Origin of the sequence: Caballeronia sp. Sq4a, from assembly GCF_023170545.1 — a bacterium.
Lineage (GTDB): Bacteria > Pseudomonadota > Gammaproteobacteria > Burkholderiales > Burkholderiaceae > Caballeronia.
In genome coordinates this window covers 1,047,669-1,072,863 of the sequence record NZ_CP084250.1, presented here as the reverse complement: position 1 = coordinate 1,072,863, position 25,195 = coordinate 1,047,669, and the positions used below count along the sequence as shown (strand labels likewise).

The window sequence follows — 25,195 nt, the reverse complement described above, 5'->3', positions numbered from 1 at the left end:
ATCTTTCCATGCCACAGACCACTTTCGCGATCGTTACCGGCCACACGCGCGGCCTCGGCGCGGCGCTCGCCGACGCCCTGCTCTCGCGCGACGCCGAGATTCTCGCGATCTCGCGCAAGCGCAATGCAGCGCTGGCGGCGCGCTATCCCGGCCGGCTGCACGAAGCCGAGCTGGATCTCGCCGATCTGCCCGCGCTCGGCGCGTGGCTCTCGGACAGCGCGCTCGGCCGCTTTCTGGCGCGCGCCGATCGCGTGCTGCTCGTCAACAATGCGGGGATGCTCGCGCCCGTCGGGCCGCTCGCGGATCAGGATGCGGTTGCGGTCGCGCGCGCGGTCAGCGTGAACGTCGCGGCTCCGCTGATGCTTGCCGCTGCCTTCGCCGCCGCGAGCGCGCACGCGGCGGACCGCCGCGTCGCCCACATTTCGAGCGGCGCGGCGCGCAACGCGTATCCCGGCTGGAGCATCTATTGCGCGACGAAGGCCGCGCTCGACCACCACGCGCGGGCGGTCGCGCTGGACGACAATGGCGGCCTGCGCATTTGCAGCGTCGCGCCGGGCGTCGTCGATACGGACATGCAAGCCGAGATTCGCGGCACCGCGCTCGAGCGTTTCCCGCTGCGGGAGCGCTTCGACACGCTCAAGCGCGAGGGCCAGCTCGCGACGCCCGAGCAGTCGGCAAGCAAGCTCGTCGACTTCCTGCTGAGCGATGCCTTCGGCAGCACGCCGACCGCGGATATCCGCGAACTCGGCTGACCGTCAGGCGGCCGATACCGCGCACGCGGGCGCGTCGGCGACGGCGAGCGCCTCGCGCGACAGCCGGTCGGCGTGCGCGTTGCGGGCGCGCGGAATCCATTGCAGGCGGACTTCGCCCATTTGCGCGATGAGCGTCCGCACGCGCGCCGCGTGATCCGTGAGCGAGCGGATGCCCGCCGCTTCGCCGGCCTGAACGTCGTCGATGACGACGCGGCTGTCGCCATAGATCGTCAGATTGGCGGCGCCTTCACGCTGCGCCGCTTGGAGGAGCGCAGTCAGCGCGAGATACTCGGCCACGCTGCTGTCTCCTTGCCCCGCCGTCGCGCTGATTTGCAGCGTGCGGCCCTCCGGACTCTTGAGCACCGCGCCGATACCGATGCGCCCCGGATTCGGCAGCGCGGAACCATCGAACCAGCCTGTCCACGCGCTGGCATCGTCCGGTCGCGGCGAGGAGGCATGCGGCCGCGGCGGGCGATTCGCACGCGCCAGCCTGCGCAGGCGCAGCGCGTCGGCGGCTCGCGCGTGCGCGGCGCGCCGTGCATCGACCAGTTCTTTCAAGGACTGCGTGCCCGCTGCCTTCGTCAGCGTCTTCACGAGCGCCGCGTGCTCGGAAAACGCCGCGCTCTTCGCGAGCCGGCGGCTTTTAAGACGTTCCTTCTTGTAGGCGACGGCGAGCAGTTCCTCGAATTCGATCATGAGCGGCACGAAGGATGAACGAGCCCGCAGCTTAGCAGAACGCGGCGGGCGCACGGGCGCGGGAATTGCTTATCGAGAGGAGCCCGAACAAGAATCGACGCAGCAAACCGGGCAACGATGAACGGTCAGCCAGACACACGCCTGAACATCAAGGAAACGCCAAGGAGCAGATCATGAACCGACCGATGGAGGAATCGTCCGGTGGTGCAAAGATCATCGGCAAGGGCGCCGCGACGGCCGCGGGTCCCGGCCCGGACGTCATGGCGGCGAGCACGCTGGATGGCAACCCAGTGCTGAGCAGCGACGGGCACGACGTCGGCTCGCTCAAGGAAATCATGCTGGATGTGACGAGCGGCCGCGTGGCGTACGCGGTGCTGTCGAGCGGCGGCTTTCTCGGCATCGGCGACAAGCTGCTGGCCGTGCCGTGGAGCGCGCTGACGCTCGACACGGACAACCGCTGCTTTCGCCTCGCCGCGACGGCGGACCAAGTGCGCAATTCGCCGGGATTCGACAAGGACGCGTGGCCGTCGATGGCCGATCCCGTCTGGGCGAGCTCGGTGCATCAGCACTATGGCCGCGAGCCGTACTGGTCGAGCGGTTCCAGCGGCCCCAGCGCGCCGGACACAAACGATGTCACCGACACCGGGGCGATTCCGCCCGGCGGCGTCGACGCGCCGGAAGCCGGCGGCGTGAAGCTGTAGCGAAGCGCGCGCCGGACGGCGCGCGCGTGAGCGGCAATCAGTCGAGCGGACGCTCGCCGAGCGGCAAGTCGACGTCTTGCGCGTCGTCGCCCATGAGCACGCGCAGGACGTCGGTTGCGAACTCTTCCACCGCGAAATGCCACTCGAGCGAGCCAACGGGGAAATCGTTCGGGCTGCACTTGCCCTGCGCGCGACGGATCGCGCCGACGGACAGACTCAGCGCGCGCGCCTGCTGGAAGTGCGGATCGTTTGAATCGAGAAACGGCAATTGATCTTTATCCATGACACCCTTCTGGCCCCGGCCGCTGACACATAACAACGATATCGGCCGGAACCGGAAATTCTTTAGTACCGGCTTTGTTTAAATGCTTGCCGCCCGCCCTGCGGCGAGAACGAGCGGAGAAAATGCTTATGCAGCCCTATCGGAACGTCGCGGGCAATTCCGGCGTGTCGGCATATGAGATCCTGCGCGACGGCATTCGCGTGCGCTTCGCCGACGGGCGGACGTATCTCTACAACTACAGCGAGTCGGGCCGCGCGCACGTCGAGCAAATGAAGCGGTATGCGCGCGCCGGTCGCGGGCTCAGCAGCTACATTTCGCAGACTCGCGTTCCGTACGCCGACAAGGACGCGCGGAAAGACGCTTGACGGCGCGAACGCGCCCGAGATTCTGCCTCAATGCCCCGATGGCAGATGTGGCACCGTTTCGTTGCTGGTCGCGGCGAGTTGATGCATTTGCCGTTGCAGCTTGTTCAGTTGCGCCTGAGCGGCCACGCGCCGCGCTTCCAGTTGCGCAAGATCCTTGCGCACCTCTTGTTGCCTGAGCGCAACTTCCTGGTCCTGCGTACTGCCGCGCTGGAGATCCACGCGGGAACGCTCGACCTGCGCCTCGGACTCGGCAATCAGCCGTGCGAACTGCTCGTTTTGCGCCTGCAAGTGCGCGCGCCGCAATTCCGCTTCCGCGAGCCGCACGGCCTGCTCGACGAAATGACGGAATGCGGGCTCGGCGGCGTCGATATCGCCGGCTTTCAGCACGCGCCATACGGCGTCCTCGTGATAGAGCACGGCATAGTAAGTGAGATCGCGCGGATAGAAAAGCAGGCTCGCACTATACGCGAAACTTTGAAATGTTCGGAAAACGGCGAGCGTGGATTGCTGGATCAGCCACTCGACTTCGGCAATCTGCGCCGCCTGTAAAGCGTGCGTGGCGAACGGCGCCGACGCGTTGGCCGGGCGCAGCGGCGTGACGCGGGTGGCAGTACTTGGCGCGGCGGGTTCGGATTCTTCGGACGACTCCGGTGCGTCGGCCTTGTTTTGCGCTGCGAAGCGAACCGGAGCATTCCCCTTCTGGCGGAGAAGGAACGACGGCGCGTTATCGAGCAATGTGCCGCGTCTGCTCAGCAGGCTTTTCACGATGACTCCATAGTTGACTTACGGCTGCGTTTCTAATGTTCCCTGATGAGCCCTGGCTGCGTTATGCGGCTCGCATATTCTGAATATTCGCGCTGATTATTGTGGATGACGAACAAGCGGCCATGAGAATCGAACGAACTTTCGGCTGATGAAATCCAGTATAGGCGAGGGATTTTCAGTTGCAATCGAACCTATGCAGCAAATAAAAAACGGTGGCATGGCAATGCGCTAATTCGTGCGTGACCCGGCCTTTCGTTTCGCGCGCACAAAACATTACATGTGCCGGTAGACGGCCTGTATTCCGCTCATGCGCAAACTGGCGAGTTGCGCCGAGCGCGCTCTCGACATCAGCGCCACCATTCGCATGATCCGGATGCCCTGAATGCCACACGTGATGCCGGGCGTATCGGCAAGCCGCGATTCGAGATTCTTCATGCGCCCGTAGAGATTGACGATCGGCTCGGCCGGCGTTCCCGCTCTGATCGCGTAGTTCACGTCGCCGTTCGTCGCGACGGGCGCGCACAGCCGGTCCGGACCACCCTGACCGTCGACGAAGGAATCGGCGAGCATCTCGGGCGCTTCGAAATGCAAGCACCCTTCATTGCGATCCCGAAAATATTCATAAACCGCGTCGAGATGCGCGGTGGAAGTCTGCTCGATTCGCCGCGCCGTTGCCGCACACCGATGCAGTTTCCAGTTTTCCTGCTGACTCACAGCGGCTATCAGATCGGCGATGCGCGATCTCAATTCCTTTTCGCGTTTTTCGATGAGAGCGTCGAGCATTTTCGCTTCGTCGCTATTGCGATCCGGCAAGCTTTCGCGCCATGCCAATAAATCGTTCAGTGTGACCGACATGAAACACTCCGTTGCATTGGGCTCATTGAATCGAATCCGGGCGGCTCAAATTCGTTTGGAGCGCGAATTGTAATGAATCGGCACCCGTTTGGTAGCGCCATATTTATCGTAGAAGGTTTTGAGATAACCGCATATTTCGTCTGTAGAGCGCGGCACAGCCGATGCTAGAACGCTTGCAAGGCGCGCCTTGCGCCTGGAACCAGGAGACAGCCATGAAAGCGACCGCAGCGATAGCAGGCGCCCTCCTCGCGCTTGCCAGCACCGCCTCACTCGCGCAAGAAATGACGCGCGACCAGATGAACCAACGTCCGCAAACACAGCAGCAGGGGCAAAACGCCTCGCCGGGCGGCGCAAACGATGCGGCGCAAGGCGGCGCGCCTTCCGGCACGTCCGGAAGCGGCACGCTGATGCAAAAGCGCGAGCAAGGCATGTCGCCGGATACGTCGCAACCGCCGGCGCGCGGCTCCAAGTCGACCGGGACGATGAAGCAATAACGCGCGCGCCGTTCTACCACGCCTGCGCAGCGACGCCGGACGGCGAACCGGCGTCGCTGCCTGCCCCTTAGGGTGCCGAATCTTTGACTCATCGACGGAAAACGTAAAGGATCGTTGCCGACAGCGCGAATAGGAAAAGTCCTGCTGTATTTTGTCCGGCGAGCCGATTTAATGCCGCATTCTTCTGCACAATTGAGGCTCGCATCATGAAAGACCTGCACATTTCCGTCGACGCGAATGGCCGCGCAACGCTGTCGCACTCCATGCACATCAAGGAGCACTGCCTGAACCGTGCGCGTCTTTTGACGCCGCTCGTCAATATCGTCGCGGCGCCCGGCGGCTTCGAGCACTTCTGTTCGTACCCGGAGTCGATGCGCCGCGACATTCTGAGTCTTCTGCACTCGGTCGCTGAAGAACAAATTCCGCTCATCTCGGCACTCGAAGAACACACGGCGCGCGCGTCGTACGACCGCGGCGTCCAGGCCGCGCGCGAGTTCCTCGTGCAGGAGCAGGCAGCCAATTCCGCGCTGCACTTCGACGCCGAAAACCACCAGCCGGAACAGATGGTCGTCGCGCATTGAGCGAACGCGCTATCCAATCGGTGATGAATCGAGCCGCATGCTCCATGTCGTGTGGCCTTCACCGGTTCGCGCTCGGAAATCGAAAACGACAAGAATAAACATCATGCTCGCACGAAAAACCTCGTTTGCTCTGCTGCTTCCCTTCACAGTTCTGACGTTGACCACGCCCGCACTTGCCAAGTACACCGAAGAGTGGCTCGGAAGCGGGAACGTCACGCGCTCGCAGGCCGCGCCGCGCGCTGGCGACAAAGCGACCTCGGCGTCGAGCGCGGGAGCGTCGCGCGCGCCTTCGCAGCCGGGCCGGCCGAAATCGCCGCAGACAGCGTCACCGTTCGACAAGGATCCGATTGCCGCTTATGCCGACGATCCGATCGCCGAGTTCGCGCGTCCTCGGTCCAAGCGCAACCACCTTTAATGCTGCAACGAGAAAGCGCGAATCGTCCGATTCTCCGCAGTCGCGCGCCCGGTTAATCTTGCGCGCTGTCGCAGGAGGCGCGCTGCCATCGCCCGCCCTGCCATGTGCGCGACGGTTTGCGCATTATCAGAGGCGCGGACGTGCGGGCAGGTGACCTCTTGCGACGCCCCATTACTGCAACAGCGCGACCAGCGATGAACGCAAAAAATCGCCCGCGACCAGCAATGAACAGCTGGATCGCGGGCTTTGCTTTGGCGCGCGCGTTTAGCCGATGAGATCGGCCGGCAACTTCCCGCCGTTCGCGGCGAGCGCCTGCATCAGTTGCTTGTGCAGCCAGATGTTCATCGAAGCCGAGTCGTTCATGTCGCCGCTGTACTTGAGTTCCGTGGCGAGCTGCTTGCGATGATCGAGACTGCTGTCGACATCGAGCAGCTTCATCATGTCGACGATGGAAACGCGCCAGTTCAACTGCTGGCTGCTCTCGCTCGCCAGTTGATCCATCACGGCGGCGACGTCGATGTCGGACAGCGGCGCGGGAGCGGCGGCTGCCTCGACGCTTGGCTGCGGCGCGGGGTCGGGCGCGGCCACCGGTGCCGGGTCGGCGGGTTTGGCCTTGTGGAAGATCTTGCCTACGATGTCACCGAAGATGCTCATGTCTGTGTCCTTTTGCGAGTTAGCTGCGGAAGTGCCGGCCGCTCGCCGGTCAGCGACAGGACGCGGCGATGGCTGCCGGGGCTTTAACGCCGGGCATTTTGGAGAGTTGACTCGTTGGGACAAAACGGGGCGGATTTTGATGAATAGTTGCAGTGGTGGTTAGGAGTGCCGTTGATACTGGAGGCGCGTGCGTATCGCTTCATGAAGAAAGCAATTCTTTCCGGAGACCATTGCACCCATGCTTGCGAGACCAACAAGCCCTTGCCGAGCATCGACAAAAATAAAAATCCCGCAAGCCGATGAGCTGTGCGGGATTCGGGAATCGTTCTGGCGGAGAGAGGGGGATTCGAACCCCCGATAGGTTTTACCCTATACACGCTTTCCAGGCGTGCGACTTAAACCACTCATCCATCTCTCCGGAAGACTGCGATTATACCAAGTTCCCGCCGCCCGCCTAGCCCCTACGGGTGACGAATGTAGTCGACGAGCGCGCGCGTGTACTCGTCCGGCTTGCGGTCGAAGAGACTCACCGCAATCGCCACCGCGAAGCCGGCCGGCACGCCGAACACGCCCGAGCTGATCGGCTCGATGCCGAACCAGCGCGGCCCGTCGAAGCCCGTCAGGTGCGTGAAGAACGGATACGTCGACACGATGTAGTACACGCACACGATCAGCCCCGCGATCATCCCCGCGACGACGCCCCGCTGCGTCGTGCGCTTCCAGAACACGCCGAGCACCAGCGCCGGAAAAAGACTCGACGCCGCCAGCGAAAACGCCGCGCCCACAAGAAACAAAATGTTGCCCGCATTGAGCGACGCGACGTACGACGCAAGCAGCGCAACACCGAGCAGCAGTATTTTCGAAATCGTGACGCGGCGCTGGCTCGTCGCGCGGCGATCCACCATGCAGTAATAGACGTCGTGCGACAGCGCGTTCGCGATGGTGAGCAGCAGGCCATCGGCCGTCGAAAGCGCCGCGGCCAGCGCGCCCGCCGCAATCAGTCCGGACATCACGTAAGGCAAGCCCGCGATCTCGGGCGCGGCGAGCACCACCATGTCCGGCTGCATCTGAATGCCGGCCCAGCGCACGACGCCATCGCCGTTGATATCGCCGATACGGATCAGGTACGGCTCGATGTGCCGCCACTGCGTCACCCATTGCGGCAACTCCGCGAAGCGATGTCCGACGAGCCCCGTCAGAATCTCGTGCTTGATCAGCACGGCAAGCACCGGCACGGTCAGATAGAACAGCGCGACGAAAAAGAGCGTCCAGCCGACCGAGCGCCGCGCCGATGCCACGGACGTAGTCGTGTTATAGCGCGTGAGAATGTGCGGCAAGCTTGCCGTGCCAATCGACAAGCACAGGATGAGCGAGAGAAAGTTCAACCGGTGCGCCCGCGCGCTGCCCTGCTCCGCAGTGCCGGACGAAGACGCGAACGCATCGGTCAGCGGCACGGGAGCGGCGACACGCTCGCTCAACGCATCGCGTTCGCGCGACCACTTCGCCTGCGCATCGGCGGGATCGCGTGGAAACGACGCGAGTTCGCGCTCGCGTTCGCTGATCTCGCGCAGCGGGCCGTTGTGTCGGCGCAGATCGGCGATCTCGGCGACGAGCCGCGCGCGCTCGTCGAAGAACGATCGCGGCAGCGCATCGATGCGCTCCTGCGCGCGCGCCGCCTGACGCGCGAGATCCGCGCGGGCGCGGGCTTCGTCGGGCGACACGGCGAGCGCGCGTTCGAGCGTCTCGACGCGTTCCATCACGCGGCCATAGTTGAACTGCGGAAACCAGCCGAGCCCGTCGCGATGCGCGATCATCGAGACGGGTATCAGCATCGCGCTGATCAGGATGATGTACTGCGCGACCTGCGTCCACGTCACCGCGCGCATGCCGCCGAGAAACGAGCACACCAGAATGCCCGCGAGCCCGCAGAAGATGCCGATCGAGAACTCGATGCCGATGAAGCGCGACGCGATCAGCCCGATGCCCTGAATCTGCGCGACCAGATAGACGAACGAGCACAGGATCGCCGCGATGGCCGCGAGTCCGCGCACGAGGTTGCTCGAAAAGCGCGTGCCGAGAAAATCGGGAATCGTGTAGCGCGCAAGCTTGCGCACGTACGGCGCGAGAAGGAACGCGACGAGGCAATAGCCGCCGGTCCAGCCCATCATGTAGGCGAGGCCGTCGTAGCCGCTCGCATAGATGGAGCCGGCCAGTCCGATGAACGACGCCGCCGACAGCCAGTCCGCCGCCGTCGCCATGCCGTTGAACGCGGATGGCACGCGCCGCCCGGCCACATAGTATTCGACGAGATCGGACGTGCGCGAGAGCAGGCCGATGACCGCATACACCGCGATCGGCACGAACAGGAACACATAGCCGACCCACATGCCTGCGCCGGCCGTGCGCTCGATACGCTCCATCACGAAGATGAACAGCAGAAAGCCGAGCGTATAGAGCGCGTAGGTGACGATGAGCCGGTTGGTGAGCTTCATCGCGGGGCGTCGTCCTGCCCGCCGTCGTGCGCGCTGGCTTCGTCGACGGCGCGCGCGAGCCGCGCATCGGCGAGTTGCATCAGCACGATATAGACGGCAATCAGCGTCACGTAGACGAGAATGGCCCCCTGCGCGCCGAAGAAGAACGGCAGCGGAAACCCGGCGATGCGCACGTGCTGCAGACGCTCCGCGAAAAGCGGCACGCAGAACGACACGACGAATCCGACGGCGAGCAGCACCGCGATCAGCGCGACATTGAAGCGCCAGTACGCGCGATGCGCGCGCGCCGCGGCCGCCGATACGCGCGGCGGCGGGGCAAGCGTGGGATTGAGCGGATCGGCAGGCGTGACCATGCGGTTATGTACCAAAACCGCGTGGCATCGGCAATCGGGATCGACCGCCGCTTATCGGGCGGCGGTCGCTTGCGGCAGGCTCAGCGTGCTTCGCCCAGTTGATCGAGAATCGCGGGATTCTCCAGCGTGGACACGTCCTGCGTGATCTCCTCGCCCTTCGCGAGCGAGCGCAAGAGACGCCGCATGATCTTGCCCGAGCGCGTCTTCGGCAGGTTCTCGCCGAAGCGGATGTCCTTCGGCTTCGCGATCGGCCCGATCTCCTTCGCGACCCACGCGCGCAAGTCGTTGGCGACCTGCTTCGCTTCATCGCCTTCCGGACGCGCGCGCTTGAGCACGACGAAAGCTACGACCGCTTCGCCCGTCGTGTCGTCGGGACGACCGACCACGGCCGCTTCCGCGACCATCGGATTCGCGACCAGCGCCGACTCGATCTCCATCGTGCCGAGACGATGACCGGACACGTTGAGTACGTCGTCGATGCGGCCCATGATCGTGAAGTAGCCGGTCTCCTTGTCGCGGACCGCGCCATCGCCGGCGAGATACAGCTTGCCGCCGAGTTCTTCGGGGAAGTAGCTCGTCTTGTAGCGGTTCGGATCGCCCCAGACGTTGCGCAGCATCGACGGCCACGGGCGCTTCACGACCAGAATGCCGCCCTGCCCGTTCGGCACGTCCTGGCCGGTTTCATCGACGATCGCGGCCATGATGCCCGGCAGCGGCAGCGTGCACGATCCCGGCACGAGCGGCGTCGCGCCCGGCAGCGGCGTAATCATGTGGCCGCCGGTCTCCGTCTGCCACCATGTATCGACAATCGGACACTGCCCGCCGCCGACGTTCTCGTGGTACCACATCCACGCTTCCGGATTGATCGGCTCGCCGACCGTGCCGAGAATGCGCAGCGTCGACAGGTCGTAGCTCTTCGGATGCACCTTCGCGTCCGCTTCCGACGCCTTGATGAGCGAGCGGATGGCCGTCGGCGCAGTATAGAAGATGGTGACCTTGTGGCGCTGGATCATGTCCCAGAAGCGGCCCGCGTTCGGATACGTCGGCACGCCTTCGAACATGATTTGCGTCGCGCCGATCGCGAGCGGCCCGTACGCGATATAGCTGTGTCCCGTGATCCAGCCGATGTCGGCGGTGCACCAGAAGATGTCGCCGGGCTTCATGTCGAAGGTCCACTTCATCGTCTGCGCGGCCCACAGCAGAATGCCCGCAGTGCTGTGCTGCACTCCCTTCGGCTTGCCAGTCGAACCCGACGTGTAAAGGATGAAAAGCGGATGCTCCGCGCTGACCCATTCGGGCTCGCACTGCGCCGCTTCGTTCTCGACGATCTCGTGCAGCCACACGTCGCGCCCTTCGTTCCACGCGATCTTGCCGCCCGTGCGCCGATACACGATGACGTCCTTCACCGCGTCGCAGCCGCCCGCTGCAAGCGCTTCGTCGGCGATGCTCTTGAGCGGCAGCGCCTTGCCGCCGCGCATCTGCTCGTCGGCGGTGATGAGAGCGACCGCGCCGACATCGACGAGCCGCTCGTTCAGCGACTTCGACGAGAAGCCGCCGAACACCACCGAATGCGTCGCGCCGATGCGCGCGCACGCCTGCATGGCGACGACGCCTTCGACCGACATCGGCAGATAGATCACGACGCGGTCGCCCTTCTTCACGCCGCGCTTCTTGAGCGCGTTGGCGAGGCGGCACACGCGTTCGAGCAGGTCCTGATACGTGACGTTGGTCACGGTGCCGTCGTCGGCTTCGAAGATGATTGCGTTCTCGTTGCCGCGCCCCGCTTCGACGTGCCGGTCGAGGCAGTTATACGATGCGTTTAGCTCGCCATCCGCGAACCACGTATAGAACGGCGCGTTGCTTTCGTCGAGCACGTTCGAGAACGGCTTGTGCCACGCGAGCGTCTCGCGCGCGAGCCGCGCCCAGAAGCCTTCGTAGTCGCGCTCCGCTTCGGCGACGAGCGCCTTGTACGCGTCCATGCCCGAAATCGCCGCGCCGGACGAAGCCTTGGCTGACGGCGGAAACACACGTTTTTCCTGAAGAACCGATTCGATCGCAGACATCGACAACCCCTCCGATGGTGATTCCAAAAGCCGGCGGCGCGCTCGACGCTTAAGGCGGGCACGCCGCATGTTATTGAGGTTCGAAAGCGTCACGCGCACGGGCGTTCTCGCCGAACCCTGTCTCCTGTCGACCGGCTCCGCCGTCTCGCGGATTGCCGGCCCCTTGCAACCTTGCCAGCGCGCTTCGTTTGCGAAACGCGCTTGCCGACTCATTGCAGCCTGCATGAAGATCAAGATATGCCGCGCAACTTACCCGCTTCTTACGCGGCCGACGGCTGCGGCACGGGGTATACACGGAGTCGGCGCGGCTTCTACAATGCGTCCCCACAATCCTAACTGAACTCGCCGCGCGCTTGTCGTGCGCTCGACGCCGAAATCACAGCTTGAATCGCTACGCCCTCTATCTCATCGCGTCGATGCTGCTCGTCGGAAGTAATGTCGGCATCGGCAAGTCGATCGTCGCGTCGGTGCCGGTGCCGCTCTTCGCGCTACTGCGCTTCGTCATCGCGCTGGCGGTGCTGTGGCCGCTGTTGCGTCCGTCGAAGATGAAGCGCGTGGCGCGCGCCGAGTGGATCAACCTCTTCTTGCAGGCGCTCTTCGGCACGTTCGGCTTCACGCTGCTGATGCTCAACGGCGTCGCGCGCACGAGCGCAGTCGCGGCGGGCGTCATCACAAGCACCATGCCCGCTGTCGTCGCGCTGTTCGCGTGGCTCTTTCTCAGGGAGAAGCCGGGCGGACGAGCGTTCGCTTCCATCGCGCTGGCGGTCGTGGGCGTCGTCGTGATCAACGTCGCCCAGAGCGGCGGCGGCGATCACAGCGGCGGCTCGCTCGCGGGCAATCTGATGGTGGTCGGCGCGGTCTGCTGCGAATCGCTGTACGTGATCCTGTCGCGGCGGCTGACGCAGACGCTGCCCGCCATCGACATCTGCGCGTACACGCACGGCTTAGGCTTTCTGCTGATGTTGCCGCTCGGCCTGCCGACCGCGCTCGCGTTCGACTGGCGCGGCGTCGACGGAATCACGTGGGCGCTCGTCGGATGGTATGCGCTTTCGGCGAGCGTCTTCTCCTTCTGGCTCTGGATGAAAGGCATCCGACACGTCGCCGGGAGCCTCGCGGGTGTCTTCTCGGCCGTCCTGCCGATCGCCGCGGCGTTCTACGGCATTGCTTTCCTCGGGGAACGGCCGACGCTCGCGCACGGCGTGGCGCTCGCGTGCGTGATGGCGGGCATCGTCCTCGCGAGCCTGAAGCGCCGCGCGCCCGTGGCGCGTGACGAGCGTGGGAGCCGCGAAAGCGGCGTGTAGCGGCACGTTGGTGGCACGTAGGCGCGCATTCCATCCGATTGGCACAACAGTGCTTGCCGCTGCGTTCCGGCAGGCTCGGGCGGCGACACGCTACAATACCGGGCTTTCCCGGACGGGCCACGAACCGCCCGTTTCACGTTCCCAGCACTTCGATCTCCGCCGCCCGACCGACACGCCGCCCATGTCCGCTCAGAAGCACTTCCCCGACTCGCCCGCTCGTCCCGGCCCGATGAAGGCGCTGCCCAGATTCATCTTCATGAGCCGCTGGCTTCAGGTGCCGCTCTATCTCGGGCTCATCGTCGCGCAGGGCGTCTACGTCGTCCTGTTCCTGAAGGAAGTCTGGCACCTCGTCACGCACGCGATGACGCTCGACGAAACCAACGTCATGCTGGTCGTGCTCGGCCTGATCGACGTGGTGATGATCTCGAACCTGCTCATCATGGTGATCGTCGGCGGATACGAAACGTTCGTGTCGCGTCTCGGCGTGGAAGGCCATCCCGACGAACCCGAGTGGCTCGATCACGTCAACGCGGGCGTGCTGAAAGTGAAGCTCTCGATGGCGCTCATCAGCATCTCGTCGATTCATCTGCTGAAGACGTTCATCAATCCGGATCAGCACACGTTCCATACGGTGCTGTGGCAAGTCGTGATTCACGTGGCGTTTCTCGTGTCCGCGCTCGTCATGGCCTATGTCGACCGGTTGACCACGCATACGCATCCGCGGCATTTTCACAGCGTCGCGCCAACGAACATCAACGCGTCGCCCCGAAGCGCGACAGCCCGCAGCGCAGTCGAATAGAGCGTCGAAGAGAACGCACGCAGTCTTTCGTCCCCAGAGCCCAAGCCATGACCGTCATCAAGCAAGAAGACCTGATCCAGAGCATCGCCGATTCTCTGCAGTACATCAGCTACTACCATCCGCTCGACTATATTCAGGCGCTCGGCCGCGCCTATGAGCTGGAGCAAAGCCCCGCCGCGAAGGACGCCATCGCGCAGATCCTGACCAACAGCCGCATGTGCGCCGAAGGCAAGCGCCCGATCTGTCAGGACACGGGCATCGTCACGGTGTTCGTGAAGGTGGGCATGGACGTGCGTTGGGACGGCGCGACGATGTCGGTCACCGACATGATCAACGAAGGCGTGCGCCGCGGCTATCTGAATCCGGACAACGTGCTGCGCGCGTCGATCGTGAGCCCGCCCGAAGGCGCGCGCAAGAACACGAAGGACAACACGCCGGCCGTGATCCACTACGAGATCGTGCCGGGCGACAAGGTCGACGTGCAGGTCGCGGCGAAGGGCGGCGGCTCGGAGAACAAGTCGAAGTTCGCGATGCTCAATCCGTCGGATTCGATCGTCGACTGGGTGCTCAAGACCGTGCCGACGATGGGCGCCGGCTGGTGCCCGCCGGGCATGCTCGGCATCGGCATCGGCGGCACGGCCGAAAAGGCGATGGTGATGGCGAAGGAATCGCTGATGGACCCCATCGACATTCAGGACATCATCGCGCGCGGTCCGCAGGACTGGATCGAAGAACTGCGCGTCGAACTGCATGAGAAGGTCAACGCGCTCGGTATCGGCGCGCAGGGTCTCGGCGGCTTGTCGACCGTGCTCGACGTCAAGATCATGGCCGCGCCGACGCACGCGGCGAGCAAGCCCGTCGCGATCATCCCGAACTGCGCGGCGACCCGCCACGCGCACTTCACGCTCGACGGCTCGGGCGCAGCCAAGCTCGACGCCCCGCCGCTCGACGCATGGCCGAAGGTCTCGTGGCAGCCGAACACGGAGACGAGCAAGCGCGTCGACCTCAACACGCTGACGCCCGAAGAAGTCGCGTCGTGGAAGCCGGGCCAGACGCTCTTGCTGTCGGGCAAGATGCTGACGGGCCGCGACGCCGCGCACAAGCGCATCGCCGACATGCTCGCGAAGGGCGAAAAGCTGCCGGTCGATTTCACAAACCGCGTGATCTATTACGTTGGCCCGGTCGATCCGGTGCGCGACGAAGCGGTTGGCCCGGCAGGCCCGACGACGGCCACGCGCATGGACAAGTTCACGGAAACGATGCTCGCCCAGACCGGCCTCATCTCGATGATCGGCAAGGCCGAGCGCGGTCCGGTCGCCATCGAGGCGATCAAGAAGCACAAGGCCGCGTATCTGATGGCGGTCGGCGGCGCGGCGTATCTCGTGTCGAAGGCGATCCGCGAGGCGAAGGTGCTCGCGTTCGAAGACCTCGGCATGGAAGCCATCTACGAGTTCGACGTGAAGGACATGCCGGTCACGGTCGCGGTCGATTCGAACGGAACGTCGGTCCACAAGACCGGCCCCGCCGAATGGCAGGCGAAGATCGGCAAGATTCCGGTCGCGACGGCGTAAGCATGAAACGCGGACCGCATCGCGCACGACCTGCACGGCGCGGTCGGAAAGCCGGGCCGCGCGCCCGGCTTTTCTTTGCAAGCCGCATTCGCCGATAGAGCGTTCCATTCTCCATGTCGGCCGCGACAAAAAATTCCCTCTCAACCTTGGCAGGCCCCAGTCACAAGGTTTATCTTTCCCCCATGCTCACACGCCCGGCACAAGGACACCTATGAAAGGCGACGCGAAAGTCATCGAATATCTGAACGCGCAGTTGAAGAACGAGCTGACCGCGATCAATCAATACTTCCTTCACGCCCGGATGTACAAGCACTGGGGCCTCGAGCAACTGAACAAGCACGAATACGACGAGTCCATCGGCGAGATGAAGCACGCCGACTGGCTGATCCAGCGCGTGTTCATGCTCGACGGCTTGCCGAACCTGCAGGACCTGCACAAGCTCCTGATCGGCGAAGAGACCAAGGAAATCATCGAGTGCGATCTGAAGCTCGAACAGATTTCGCAGTCCACCTGCAAGGAAGCCATTGCGTACTGCGAGTCCGTGCGCGACTACGTTTCACGCGATATCTTCGACAAGATTCTGAACGACACCGAAGAGCACATCGACTGGCTGGAAACGCAACTGGATCTGATCGACAAGGTCGGCATCCAGAACTATCAGCAGAGCATGATGGGCGAGCAATAAGCCGTCTCAACCGATGTCCGCTGTCGTCGCATCCTCCCTCGCCACGAACGCGCGCGCGCCGGCTGGCGCACACGCACCCGTCGGCATCTTCGATTCCGGTCTGGGCGGTCTGTCCGTGTTGCGCGCGGTGCGCGCGCTGCTGCCGCACGAGCGGCTGATCTACGTGGCGGATTCGCTGCACGCGCCCTACGGCGAGCGGGACGACGCGTTCATCACCGGGCGCACCACGGCCATCGGCGAATGGCTCGTCGGCCAGGGCGTGAAGGCGCTCGTGGTCGCATGCAACACGGCGACCGCGCAATCCATCGCGCACGTGCGCGAGCGGCTGGCGATTCCGCTCGTCGGCGTCGAGCCCGGCGTGAAGCCGGCCGCGGCGGTGTCGAAAACCGGCGTGGTCGGCGTGCTGGCCACGCAGGCGACGCTGCGAAGCGCGCGCTTTCAGTCGCTTCTTGACCGCTATGCCGGCAATTGCCGCTTCATCTGCCAGCCGGGGCACGGGCTGGTGCAGGCGGTGGAACGGTGCGACACGTCATCGCCTGAACTCATGGCGCTGCTCGAAAGCTATCTTAAACCGATGCTCGACGCGGGCGCCGACACCCTCGTGCTCGGCTGCACGCACTACCCTTTTCTCGACCGCGCCATTCGCGAGATCGCGGGCGAGCGGCTGCATATCGTCGATACGAGCGTCGCGGTCGCGCGGCAACTCGAACGCCTGCTCGACGCGAGCGGACTTCGCAACGCCGATGCGTCGGTCGCAACGACCCCGCGTTTCTACTCCACCGCCGACGGTGAACCGCAGCGGCAACTCGCCGCCTCGTTGCTGCAGATTCAGGCGAATGTGCGGCACGTCGATATTCCGACAGTCTAAATCTCCACAGCGCGCGCAGGGTTGCTGCTTCGCCCTGACGCGCGCGGCCGCTGCTTTGCCCCGCCGGGCAAGGCTCTGGCGGGCGAACCGCCCAAGTCCCGCATCCTGTTACAAAAAACCCCGCCTCTCGCTTGCCAAGCACGCGGCACTGAATGATAATAATTCGCATTAACGGAAGCTATCGCGAACCATCATGATCGTCTGTGTCTGCAAGTCAGTGTCCGACAGAAAGATTCGCGCCGCCATCGCGGAGGGCGTCGATACGTTCGACGAACTCCAGTTCGAACTCGGCGTCGCCATGTGCTGCGGGAAGTGCGAAGAGAGCGTGCGCGATGTGATGGCGCAAAGCGGCGTCTGCGCCTCCCATTGCGGCGTGCAGGCCGCCCCGGTCACGTTCTACGAACGCCAGGCGGCCTGAGGCATTTGCGTCACCCGTCGCGCCATTCGGTCGCGCCGCGCCGGTAGTCAACCGGAGTACCTTCTGCAAGCCGTTCGGTCCCGCGCCGGAGAGAACGATGGAATTGCTGATCGGTTTCGTGGCTACGCTGTTCATTTCGCTGCTGATATTTCGTCGATGACTTTGCCCTTCGTTTCCGGGGGCAGCTTATGTTCGGGATGTCAGTGTCAGGAGCCGTCAGGCAAGCAGACTCTCGAATAACGCCTAAGAATGCAGTCCCCCACCACGTCTTCTGCCGACTTCTCGCTTGCGCCGTCAGCGCGCATCAATCCTCGCTTGGTCGCCGCGTGCGCACTGGTGCTTGGGATTCATGCGGCGCTCCTCGGCGTCGCGCTGACGATGCGGCATGAAGCGCCGCCGCGCCCCGTCGAAGCCAAGGCGATCACCGCGCAGCTGATTAGCGAGACCCCGCAGCCCGCGCCCCAGCCGGTTGCCGTCCAGTCCCCGCCGACGCCCCAGCCGCCCAAACCCGTTCCGCAGCCGCAGCCGAAGCCGCAGCCGAAGATCAAGCCCAAGGCCGAGCCGAAGCCCGCGCCGATGCCGGTCACGCCAGCGCCCTCGCCGATTGCGGCGCCCGCGGCCGAGCCCACGCCGCCGGCGCCTCCCGCTCCGCCGCCGCCCGCCCCCGCGCCGGCCGCACCGGCGCCGGCCGCGCCCGCCGCGCCCGCCATCGGAAAGCCGACGATGGACCTCGCCGCGCCGAAGAACGTCGCGCGCCTGTCGTGCAATATCGCGCAGCCGGACTATCCTGCCATGTCGCGCCGCCGCGGTGAGACGGGTACGGCGCTGGTCAAGCTGACCGTCGGCCTGTCGGGCAAGATCGAAAACGTGACGCTGCAAAAAAGCAGCGGCTCCTCGCGCCTCGACGACGCCGCGCTCGACGCCGTTCGTTCCAGCGCGTGCACGCCCTACAAGGAGAACGGCGAGGCGATCCGCGCCACGGCCACCGTCCCGTTCGTCTTCAGCCTGAACGACTGACCGGTTTTTTCGAAACAAGGAAACAGCAATGCAAAACTACGGAATTGCGCACGTCTGGGCGCAGGGCGATTTCGTGACGCGCGGCATCGCGCTCGCGCTCGTCATCATGTCGGTGCTCTCCTGGACGGTGATCGTCGTGAAGGCGTCGAACGTCGTGCGGCTCAAGCGCTTGACGAAGAACGCGGAGCAGGCGTTCTGGCACTCGGACGATTTCAACGACGGCATCCAGAAGCTGGGCGCGCAGTCGTCGAGCGCGGCGGACAACCCGTTCCTCGCGCTCGCGCTCGCCGGCCAGGAAGCGGCGGACCATCATCACCAGACGCAGCCGCATCTGCACGACCGCATGGATGTCTCCGACTGGATCACGCGCTGCCTGAAGGACGTGATGGACGAAAGCGTCGGCCGCATGCAGGCGGGGCTCGCGGTGCTGGCGTCGATCGGCAGCACGTCGCCGTTCGTCGGACTGTTCGGCACGGTGTGGGGGATTTATCACGCCCTCCTGACCATCGGCGCGACGGGGCAGACGTCGATCGATCAGGTCGCCGGCCCGGTCGGCGAATCGCTCATCATGACCGCGTTCGGCCTCTTCGTCGCGATTCCGGCGGTGCTCGGCTACAACGCCCTCACCCGCGCGAACAAGAGCATCGTGACCAAGCTGAACCGCTTCGCGCACGGCCTGCACGCGTTCTTCGTCACCGGCTCGAAGCTGTCGTCGACCAAGCGCGCGACGACCGCGCAATCCGACAGCCTGCGTCTTGCGACGCGCGCGAGCTAAGCGGAGGTTCGCATGGCCATGAGCCCATTCGCCGGCGACGAAGACGACGGCATGATGAGCGAAATCAACATGACGCCGCTCGTCGACGTCATGCTCGTTCTCCTCATCATTTTTTTGGTGACTATCCCCGCGATGCACCACGCGGTGAAGATCGACTTGCCGCACGCGAGCAGCCAGCCGCAGGACGAAAAGCCCGCGCATGTGGACGTGGCGATTCAAGCCGACGGCACGATTCTCTGGAACGACCAGAAGATCGACGACGCAGCGCTCGACGCGCGCATTGCGCAGGCGTCGAAAGAGACGCCGCAGCCCGAATTGCACTTGCGCGCCGATCGCAAGGTGCCGTATGAGCGCGTCGCCGATGTGATGTCCGCCGCGCAGGCGGGCGGCTTGTCGAAGATCGGTTTCGTGACGCAGCCGAAGAGCGCCAAGTAAGCGGCCGACAACGCACAAAAAGCAAAAGGCCTTCATCGTCGGATGAAGGCCTTTTTTCTTGCGCACTCGGCGCATTCGGGCGAGACGGTTACTTCGGGCTCGAATACCCTGAGCCGCCAGAACCGTCACATGCGGCAGCCGTGGTCGACACGGACAGCGCGATCAGCCCTATCAGGCTAACTATAAGAGTAGCCGTCAGTTTTCGCATAAGAAGCTCCTTAGCGAAAGAGACCTCAATATAACGCCGCCGATTTTGCCGTACAAGATTCCGCGCGATTGAATCTCTGCATCGCAAACGCGTGCTTCAATGTCTGAAGCGATGCTAAACCGCCTCCTGCTCGGCTGGCTCGATGACCGGACATTCGCCGGGAAAGCGCTTGCCGTCGTCGATGCATTCGACGAGAAAATCGACGAACGCGCGAATAGCCGGGACCATGCCCTGCCGCGACAGGAACACGGCGTAGAGCTGCGGCGTCGGAAACGTCCAGCCGGGCATCACGGGCGAGAGCTGCCCGCTTCGGAGCGGCGCGCCGTACATCATCTCGGGCAACGCCGCGATGCCGACGCCGCGCATGACGGCTTCGCGAATCATCGAGAGGTCGGCCGTCACGAGCCGCGGTTCGTGCTCGAACTCGTGACGCGTGCCGTCGGGCGCGATGAGGCGATACACGTGCCGCCCGTCCGCCGATGGCATGTCAAGCGTGTCGTATTGCGCGAGCTCCGCGACGCTCATCGGCGGCGCGTTGGGCTTGAGCAGCGAGGGCGCGGCAACCAGCATCTGCTGCGTGCGCCACAGCGGCCGCGCAACGACGTTCGAGCTCGCGGGCGGCTCGGAGCGCACGCGCAGCGCGACGTCGATGGCGTCCTCGAAGAGATCCACGACGCGGTTCGTCACGCGCAACACGACGCGCACTTCCGGGTAGCGATGCATGAAGTCGGGCATGACAGCCGCGAGGAACGTCTGCGCGATGGTCACGGGCACGCTCACGCGCACGGTGCCGCGCGGCGAATCGCGCAGGCTCTGCACGACATTGACGGCGGCCTGCGCCTCGGCGAGCATCGCCTGGCAGTGCTGGTAGAACAGTTGTCCTGCTTCGGTCAGCGCGAGCTTGCGCGTGGAACGCTGCAAGAGCCGCACGCCGAGCGACGCCTCCAGTTCCGACACGCGCCGCGAGAGCCGCGACTTCGAAATGCCCAGCACGCGCTCGGCCGCGGAAAAGCCGCCGTGTTCGACGACGTGCGAGAAGTACATCAGATCGTTGAGATCGTGCGAATCGGATGTCATGGCGTGTGCGGCTCTGGCTGTTGTCGCCGGCGCGAGGCCGGTTTGTTTATCGCAGCAGGACAATCCATTGCGCTGCGGCGTCTTTTACCCACAAATACGGCTCATATAATAGCTTCGTGTTTCACATTTATCGCTATTCCCCTAATGGCGAAGCGAGGCAAAACATCATGAGCCGCACCATTTCGAGCATCATTCCCGCCATGCGCACCGTCGAAGGCGGCGGATTCGTCGTGCATCGCCCGTTTCCGACGCGCCTTCTGATGGACTTCGATCCGTTCCTGTTGCTCGACGAGATGGGCCCGGTCGACTACGCGCCCGGCGAGGCGAAAGGCGCGCCGGATCACCCGCATCGCGGCTTCGAAACGGTGACGTACATGCTCGAAGGCGAGTTCGGCCACAAGGATTCGGCCGGGCATTCCGGCACGCTGCGTCCGGGCGACGTGCAATGGATGACCGCCGGCGCGGGCGTCGTGCATAGCGAAATGCCGGGCGAGGCGTTCGCGCAGCGCGGCGGCCGCGTGCACGGCCTGCAACTATGGGTGAACCTGCCGAAACGCGACAAGATGATCGCGCCGCATTATCAGGAGATCCCGTCCGAGCGCATTCCGGTGGCGACGAGCGAGGACGGCAAGGTGCGCGTGAAGGTGATCGCGGGCGAAGCGCTCGGCGTGAAGGCCGCGATCGAAACGCGCACGCCCATCCTGTACCAGCACTTCTCGCTGCAACCGGGCGCGACCATCGAGCATCGCGTGCCGCGCGATTTTCGCGTGTTCGCGTACAGCCTCTCGGGCACCGCGCTCTACGGTCCGCAGCGCCAGCCGGTGCGCGCGCAGCAGATGATCATCTTCCGCGACGATGCGGATACGATCACGCTCGCCGCAGGAGACGAGCCCGCCGAAGTGCTGCTGTTCGGCGGCGTGCCGCTGAAGGAGCCGGTCGTGCGCTATGGCCCGTTCGTGATGAACACGGAAGACGAGATTCGCCAGGCCGTGATCGACTTTCAGGCGGGCCGCATGGGCGCGATCGCGCACTGAGCGGGCGTATCGTAGCGTTGAAATAATGCGCGACGGCGCGGCAAGAACGGGTACATTGCGTCACAATGACCGCTCGGCCGGCGCCGTTTTTTCGCGCTCGTCTGTCGTCACGCTGTCCGTTCGTCATCGATAAATCCGAGGAAACGCGCATGTCCGCTCCTGTCGTGACCGCCACCATCGGCAGCGCCGATTACGAAACCCGCCTCGAAGACGGCACGCATACGTGGTTCGCCGACGAGCCGGCCAGTCTTGGCGGCGCGGATTCGGCGCCGCAGCCTTCGTCGCTCCTTCTGTCGAGCCTCGGCGCATGCACATCCATCACGCTGCGCATGTACGCGAAGCGCAAGGGCTGGCCGCTCACGTCGCTGCGCGTCGAGCTGTCGATGAACACCACGGCGGACGGCACCGTGATCGTCCGCCGCATCTCGCTGGACGGCCCGCTCGACGAAACGCAACGGGAACGTCTCTTGCAAATTGCCAATGCCTGCCCGATGCACAAGGTTCTCGCCGGTGCCATTCGCATCGACTCGGGGCTCGTTCCCGCCGAACCCGTGTGACCGGGCGTCACGAACGTCCAAGGAAACGTCGTCTTGAATTTCGAACACCTGATCCAGATCAACGATCCGACGAACCCGCTCGTCGACTCGCTGACGCGCGAGCAACTGTGGGAAGGCCTCGTGCTGCGCGCGGAGCAACCGCAGCTTTTCGTGCTGGGCCTCGATAGCTGCGCGATCCTCTTCCGCGAAGGCGATGTGATGGAGCGCGAGCTGCACTACGGTCAGGCCGTGGTGCGGGACCGCGTGACGCTCGATCCGCACAACAGCGTGCGCTACGACATCCTGCCGACTGCCGAGCACGTCGGCGGCTCGCTCACGATGGCTATCGAACAGCCGGACGCCATGCAGCTTTTCCTGCGCTTCACCTACAGCACGACGCTGCCCGAGAGCGAGAACTCGACGCCCGACGAACGGCAGACGCAGGAGATCGTGAAATCGGCGTATCGCGAGTCGGATATCGATACGGTGCGGCTCATTCGTCAGTACGCGCACGGGCGCACGGGCGAGAGTCCGCTGCACTGACGCGAGAAGGGATGAAGCGCGGCTATCGGAAGCCGCGTTTTCATCGGAAAGCCTTAGTTGCAAATAGGAATAGTTATCATTTACTATCGGTCCAACGAATCAACGACAGCACTTTCCGACCGACACACGAACATGACCGACACGCCGCGATCCACCACGCTCAGGCTGCGCCGCCCGCTTGCTCGCGACGCGGCCATCACCCGCCCGAAGGCTGCCGCAGAAGCCACGGAGCGCGTCTCGGCGAACGATGCCAATGGCGAACGGTCGCTGCGCAGCGACGCGCTGCTGCAAGGCCGCAGCCATGTCGCCATCGTGCATAACGGGGAAACGTATCAATTGCGCGCGACGCGTCTGGGCAAGCTCATCCTGACGAAGTAGCGCGGAAGAACAGCAGGACGTACCGGGTATTGTGGGGACCACCTCGCCAAGAGGTGTTTGGCCTTAGCCAGCAAGGACGACTTGCACGCGAGAATTTAGACCCCTTCGTGCAAACACCAGCCAGTCGTCGGTAGCCAGCGAAGCCGTTTTTTTGCCGCACGCGAACGCTCGAACAAACGGCGCGATCTCTCGCGAGAGCGCGCCGTTTTTCTATCTGCGATCAGCCGTGAATTCAGACGTTCTCGATCCCCAACGCCGCGATACCCGCGCGCGCGATCTGCGCGTCCTGATCTGACTTCACGCCCGACACGCCGACCGCCCCGACGATATCCGTGCCGACGAAAATCGGCACGCCGCCTTCGAGCATCGCCGTCATCGGCGCGGAGAGGAACGCCGTGCGCCCCTGCTTGATGGTGTCTTCGTAGACCTTCGTCTCGCGGCGGCCGAGCACGGCCGTGCGCGCCTTGCCCGTCGCCATGTCCACCGTGCTCGCGCCCGCTCCTTCCAGCCGATGCAGATGCAGCAGATGCCCGCCGTCATCGACGATGGCGATGGTCACGTTCCAGTTGTGATGCTTCGCGTGCGCCTCGGCGGCGGCGGCCATGGCTAACACGTCATCGTCGGTCAGTGCGGGTTTGGTTCTCACTTGGCGCGCCCTCGCGTGCTGGCGTTATCGGGAAAAGCCCCAGAACATCAGGTACCAGGCGCTGTCAACCACGGCCAGCGCCGCGATCAACCATATCATCGAAAGCAGCCGGGGACCAGGCGTCGACGCATAGCGCCCGGTCACGCGCCACGCGAGCCACGCGCTCCACACATTCGCGATGGCCAGCAGCGCGAGCCGCAGGTCCGCGACCCACCACAGCGGCACGTGCTCGGCGCGCAGAAGCGAAACCGTTGTCGCTGAGAGACCGAGGAACACGCCGACGCCCGCGATCGGAATCAGCGCGAGCGTCAGATGATGAACCCGCGTCGCGTTCAGCTTCCCGAGCATGCGCGCGCCCAATGCGATGAGCGCGAGCAACGTCGTGCCGTAGACGAGCGCCGTCGCGAGGATGTAGCCGATGACCATCGTGCCGTCGAGCCACGAGAAGACGTCGTTCTGATCCGGATAATGCGTGAACAGGAACCACGGCGCGTTGGTGTCGAGCGGCCACAGGATGTTGTGATCGATCAGCCAGCCCGCGAGAAACTGCTTCAAATCGACGAACCACGTGCTCACCGTCCAATGGAACGCGCCGATGGCAATGCCGAGCAGGCCGTAGAGAATGAGCGCCGTGTCCCACGGATTGGCCGCCTTGTCGCCGAGCTTCACGACTTCCTCGGCGGGCGAGCGCCACGTCAGCGCGATCGCATCGCGATGGCCGCTGCAACGGCCGCACATGTGGCAGTCCGCGGCACCCTTCATATTGCGCAGCGGCACGAGCGGCGCGCAGTTGATCGGAATGACGCGATGCCCGTGTTCGCCCTGCTTGTACGAGCGGCGCCACGCGTCTTCGCTGACCTTGTAGTGAAACGGGGCAAGACGCGCGAGCAGCGAGAACACGCCGTTGACCGGGCACAGATACTTGCACCACACGCGCTTCTCGCGGCCGTACAGCAGGCCGATGATGATCGCCGCGACCGTCGAGCCGCCGAGCACGAGCAGCACGGCCTTCGGATATTGATAGACGCTGACCATCTGGCCGTAGATGGTCGTGAGTCCGAACGCGACGAACGGCCAGCCGCCCCAGCGCATCCAGTGCGGAATCGCGCGCCCGCGGCCGAAGCGGCTCGCGAACTCGGTCAACGCGCCTTCCGGACACAGCACGCCGCACCACACGCGGCCGAGCATGACCATCGACAGCAGCACGAACGGCCACCAGATGCCCCAGAACACGAACTGCGCCGCAAGCGTCAGGTTGTTCCAGAGATGCGCGGAGCCGTCGGGCAGCGGAAGCACAGCCGGAACGATGATCAGAAACGCATACACGGCAACGACGAGCCACTGAATTGCGCGGATCACGCTGCCGTGCCGTTGCATCCAGTGGCCGGCTTGCTGCAGCCGGCTCTTGGCTTGCGTATCGGGTTGCACGCTTTGT

General features: G+C 64.4%; 31 protein-coding genes and 1 tRNA gene. 20 read left to right on the top strand and 12 right to left on the bottom strand.

The genetic code is table 11. The features are described 5' to 3' along the window. The first annotated feature begins 8 nt into the window (after positions 1 to 8). Positions 9 to 752, top strand: coding sequence for an SDR family oxidoreductase (locus tag LDZ24_RS04925; protein ID WP_248321913.1), 744 nt, complete (start codon positions 9 to 11; stop codon positions 750 to 752). 3 nt (positions 753 to 755) lie between these two features. On the opposite strand, the gene LDZ24_RS04920 is transcribed toward LDZ24_RS04925, so the two are convergent. Further along, entirely contained in the window at positions 756 to 1,448 is a 693-nt protein-coding gene (locus tag LDZ24_RS04920) for a ribonuclease HI family protein (protein WP_248321911.1), read from the bottom strand. Between the two features lie 173 nt (positions 1,449 to 1,621). On the opposite strand from LDZ24_RS04920, the gene LDZ24_RS04915 reads away from it, so the two are divergent. Beyond that, positions 1,622 to 2,149 (top strand): PRC-barrel domain-containing protein, encoded by a 528-nt coding sequence (locus tag LDZ24_RS04915; RefSeq protein ID WP_248321909.1) that lies wholly within the window; start codon positions 1,622 to 1,624, stop codon positions 2,147 to 2,149. Positions 2,150 to 2,186: 37 nt separating this feature from the next. Here LDZ24_RS04915 and LDZ24_RS04910 read toward each other — a convergent pair whose 3' ends face one another. After that, positions 2,187 to 2,432: a hypothetical protein gene (locus LDZ24_RS04910; protein ID WP_248321907.1), complete on the bottom strand. Its 246-nt coding sequence runs from the start codon at positions 2,430 to 2,432 to the stop codon at positions 2,187 to 2,189. A 122-nt stretch (positions 2,433 to 2,554) separates the two neighbouring features. Here LDZ24_RS04910 and LDZ24_RS04905 point away from each other — a divergent pair, with 122 nt between their 5' ends. Next, on the top strand, positions 2,555 to 2,797 hold the full coding sequence (locus LDZ24_RS04905) for a hypothetical protein (RefSeq protein WP_371747392.1): 243 nt from the start codon (positions 2,555 to 2,557) through the stop codon (positions 2,795 to 2,797). Between the two features lie 27 nt (positions 2,798 to 2,824). Here the strand turns inward: LDZ24_RS04905 and LDZ24_RS04900 are convergent, their stop codons facing one another. Beyond that, positions 2,825 to 3,562: a DUF2968 domain-containing protein gene (locus tag LDZ24_RS04900; protein WP_248321906.1), complete on the bottom strand. Its 738-nt coding sequence runs from the start codon at positions 3,560 to 3,562 to the stop codon at positions 2,825 to 2,827. A gap of 273 nt (positions 3,563 to 3,835) precedes the next feature. Next, complete coding sequence (locus LDZ24_RS04895) at positions 3,836 to 4,153, bottom strand: hypothetical protein (protein WP_248321904.1); 318 nt, start codon at positions 4,151 to 4,153, stop codon at positions 3,836 to 3,838. On the opposite strand from LDZ24_RS04895, the gene LDZ24_RS04890 reads away from it, so the two are divergent. From LDZ24_RS04890 to LDZ24_RS04875, 4 genes are all read left to right on the top strand, one after another. Further along, positions 4,148 to 4,396 (top strand): hypothetical protein, encoded by a 249-nt coding sequence (locus LDZ24_RS04890; RefSeq protein WP_248321902.1) that lies wholly within the window; start codon positions 4,148 to 4,150, stop codon positions 4,394 to 4,396. The two genes, LDZ24_RS04895 and LDZ24_RS04890, sit on opposite strands and share 6 nt — an antisense overlap. Before the next feature lie 233 nt (positions 4,397 to 4,629). Further along, positions 4,630 to 4,911, top strand: a complete 282-nt coding sequence (locus LDZ24_RS04885; RefSeq protein ID WP_248321901.1) for a hypothetical protein — start codon at positions 4,630 to 4,632, stop codon at positions 4,909 to 4,911. Positions 4,912 to 5,117: 206 nt separating this feature from the next. After that, the gene (locus LDZ24_RS04880) at positions 5,118 to 5,492 is read left to right on the top strand and encodes a hypothetical protein (RefSeq protein WP_248321899.1); all 375 of its coding nucleotides are present in this window, start codon (positions 5,118 to 5,120) and stop codon (positions 5,490 to 5,492) included. A 103-nt stretch (positions 5,493 to 5,595) separates the two neighbouring features. Next, positions 5,596 to 5,907, top strand: a complete 312-nt coding sequence (locus tag LDZ24_RS04875) for a hypothetical protein (protein ID WP_248321898.1) — start codon at positions 5,596 to 5,598, stop codon at positions 5,905 to 5,907. Between the two features lie 264 nt (positions 5,908 to 6,171). Here LDZ24_RS04875 and LDZ24_RS04870 read toward each other — a convergent pair whose 3' ends face one another. The 5 genes from LDZ24_RS04870 to acs all read right to left on the bottom strand — a co-directional run bounded on the left by LDZ24_RS04870 (position 6,172) and on the right by acs (position 11,469). Next, entirely contained in the window at positions 6,172 to 6,561 is a 390-nt protein-coding gene (locus tag LDZ24_RS04870; protein ID WP_248321896.1) for a DUF3597 domain-containing protein, read from the bottom strand. A gap of 328 nt (positions 6,562 to 6,889) precedes the next feature. Then, positions 6,890 to 6,979: transfer RNA gene (locus LDZ24_RS04865), tRNA-Ser, on the bottom strand. Between the two features lie 43 nt (positions 6,980 to 7,022). Next, positions 7,023 to 9,053: a sodium:solute symporter family protein gene (locus LDZ24_RS04860; protein ID WP_248321895.1), complete on the bottom strand. Its 2,031-nt coding sequence runs from the start codon at positions 9,051 to 9,053 to the stop codon at positions 7,023 to 7,025. Further along, positions 9,050 to 9,406: a DUF4212 domain-containing protein gene (locus tag LDZ24_RS04855; protein ID WP_248321893.1), complete on the bottom strand. Its 357-nt coding sequence runs from the start codon at positions 9,404 to 9,406 to the stop codon at positions 9,050 to 9,052. Before LDZ24_RS04855 ends, LDZ24_RS04860 begins: the two co-directional genes overlap by 4 nt. A gap of 80 nt (positions 9,407 to 9,486) precedes the next feature. Then, positions 9,487 to 11,469: an acetate--CoA ligase gene (gene acs / locus LDZ24_RS04850; protein WP_248321891.1), complete on the bottom strand. Its 1,983-nt coding sequence runs from the start codon at positions 11,467 to 11,469 to the stop codon at positions 9,487 to 9,489. Between the two features lie 383 nt (positions 11,470 to 11,852). On the opposite strand from acs, the gene LDZ24_RS04845 reads away from it, so the two are divergent. The 9 genes from LDZ24_RS04845 to LDZ24_RS04805 all read left to right on the top strand — a co-directional run bounded on the left by LDZ24_RS04845 (position 11,853) and on the right by LDZ24_RS04805 (position 19,338). After that, positions 11,853 to 12,770 carry a DMT family transporter gene (locus tag LDZ24_RS04845; protein ID WP_248321889.1) on the top strand — a complete coding sequence of 306 codons (918 nt, stop codon included), beginning with the start codon at positions 11,853 to 11,855 and terminating at the stop codon, positions 12,768 to 12,770. 229 nt (positions 12,771 to 12,999) lie between these two features. Beyond that, positions 13,000 to 13,569, top strand: a complete 570-nt coding sequence (locus tag LDZ24_RS04840; RefSeq protein ID WP_371747408.1) for a TIGR00645 family protein — start codon at positions 13,000 to 13,002, stop codon at positions 13,567 to 13,569. A gap of 47 nt (positions 13,570 to 13,616) precedes the next feature. After that, positions 13,617 to 15,140, top strand: coding sequence for a fumarate hydratase (locus LDZ24_RS04835; RefSeq protein ID WP_248321886.1), 1,524 nt, complete (start codon positions 13,617 to 13,619; stop codon positions 15,138 to 15,140). A 211-nt stretch (positions 15,141 to 15,351) separates the two neighbouring features. Next, on the top strand, positions 15,352 to 15,825 hold the full coding sequence (gene bfr / locus LDZ24_RS04830) for a bacterioferritin (protein WP_175940014.1): 474 nt from the start codon (positions 15,352 to 15,354) through the stop codon (positions 15,823 to 15,825). 13 nt (positions 15,826 to 15,838) lie between these two features. Beyond that, positions 15,839 to 16,693, top strand: a complete 855-nt coding sequence (murI, locus tag LDZ24_RS04825; protein ID WP_248321884.1) for a glutamate racemase — start codon at positions 15,839 to 15,841, stop codon at positions 16,691 to 16,693. A 193-nt stretch (positions 16,694 to 16,886) separates the two neighbouring features. Further along, positions 16,887 to 17,111, top strand: a complete 225-nt coding sequence (locus LDZ24_RS04820; protein WP_244848381.1) for a bacterioferritin-associated ferredoxin — start codon at positions 16,887 to 16,889, stop codon at positions 17,109 to 17,111. Between the two features lie 249 nt (positions 17,112 to 17,360). Continuing rightward, positions 17,361 to 18,128, top strand: coding sequence for an energy transducer TonB (locus tag LDZ24_RS04815; protein WP_248321883.1), 768 nt, complete (start codon positions 17,361 to 17,363; stop codon positions 18,126 to 18,128). Positions 18,129 to 18,156: 28 nt separating this feature from the next. Further along, entirely contained in the window at positions 18,157 to 18,903 is a 747-nt protein-coding gene (locus LDZ24_RS04810; RefSeq protein WP_248321881.1) for a MotA/TolQ/ExbB proton channel family protein, read from the top strand. A gap of 12 nt (positions 18,904 to 18,915) precedes the next feature. Continuing rightward, positions 18,916 to 19,338: a biopolymer transporter ExbD gene (locus tag LDZ24_RS04805; protein ID WP_248321880.1), complete on the top strand. Its 423-nt coding sequence runs from the start codon at positions 18,916 to 18,918 to the stop codon at positions 19,336 to 19,338. 322 nt (positions 19,339 to 19,660) lie between these two features. On the opposite strand, the gene LDZ24_RS04800 is transcribed toward LDZ24_RS04805, so the two are convergent. After that, entirely contained in the window at positions 19,661 to 20,623 is a 963-nt protein-coding gene (locus LDZ24_RS04800) for a LysR family transcriptional regulator (protein WP_248321878.1), read from the bottom strand. A 167-nt stretch (positions 20,624 to 20,790) separates the two neighbouring features. Here LDZ24_RS04800 and LDZ24_RS04795 point away from each other — a divergent pair, with 167 nt between their 5' ends. The 4 genes from LDZ24_RS04795 to LDZ24_RS04780 all read left to right on the top strand — a co-directional run bounded on the left by LDZ24_RS04795 (position 20,791) and on the right by LDZ24_RS04780 (position 23,114). After that, positions 20,791 to 21,657, top strand: coding sequence for a pirin family protein (locus LDZ24_RS04795; protein ID WP_248321877.1), 867 nt, complete (start codon positions 20,791 to 20,793; stop codon positions 21,655 to 21,657). Positions 21,658 to 21,806: 149 nt separating this feature from the next. Then, positions 21,807 to 22,214, top strand: coding sequence for an OsmC family protein (locus LDZ24_RS04790; protein ID WP_248321875.1), 408 nt, complete (start codon positions 21,807 to 21,809; stop codon positions 22,212 to 22,214). A 33-nt stretch (positions 22,215 to 22,247) separates the two neighbouring features. Next, on the top strand, positions 22,248 to 22,736 hold the full coding sequence (locus LDZ24_RS04785; RefSeq protein WP_244848375.1) for an SRPBCC family protein: 489 nt from the start codon (positions 22,248 to 22,250) through the stop codon (positions 22,734 to 22,736). 132 nt (positions 22,737 to 22,868) lie between these two features. After that, positions 22,869 to 23,114, top strand: a complete 246-nt coding sequence (locus tag LDZ24_RS04780) for a hemin uptake protein HemP (protein WP_248321874.1) — start codon at positions 22,869 to 22,871, stop codon at positions 23,112 to 23,114. Between the two features lie 232 nt (positions 23,115 to 23,346). Here the strand turns inward: LDZ24_RS04780 and LDZ24_RS04775 are convergent, their stop codons facing one another. Both LDZ24_RS04775 and LDZ24_RS04770 read right to left on the bottom strand, forming a co-directional pair. Then, entirely contained in the window at positions 23,347 to 23,760 is a 414-nt protein-coding gene (locus LDZ24_RS04775) for a heme-binding protein (protein ID WP_248321873.1), read from the bottom strand. Between the two features lie 24 nt (positions 23,761 to 23,784). After that, complete coding sequence (locus LDZ24_RS04770) at positions 23,785 to 25,137, bottom strand: 4Fe-4S binding protein (protein WP_248322277.1); 1,353 nt, start codon at positions 25,135 to 25,137, stop codon at positions 23,785 to 23,787. Between the last annotated feature and the right edge of the window lie 58 nt (positions 25,138 to 25,195).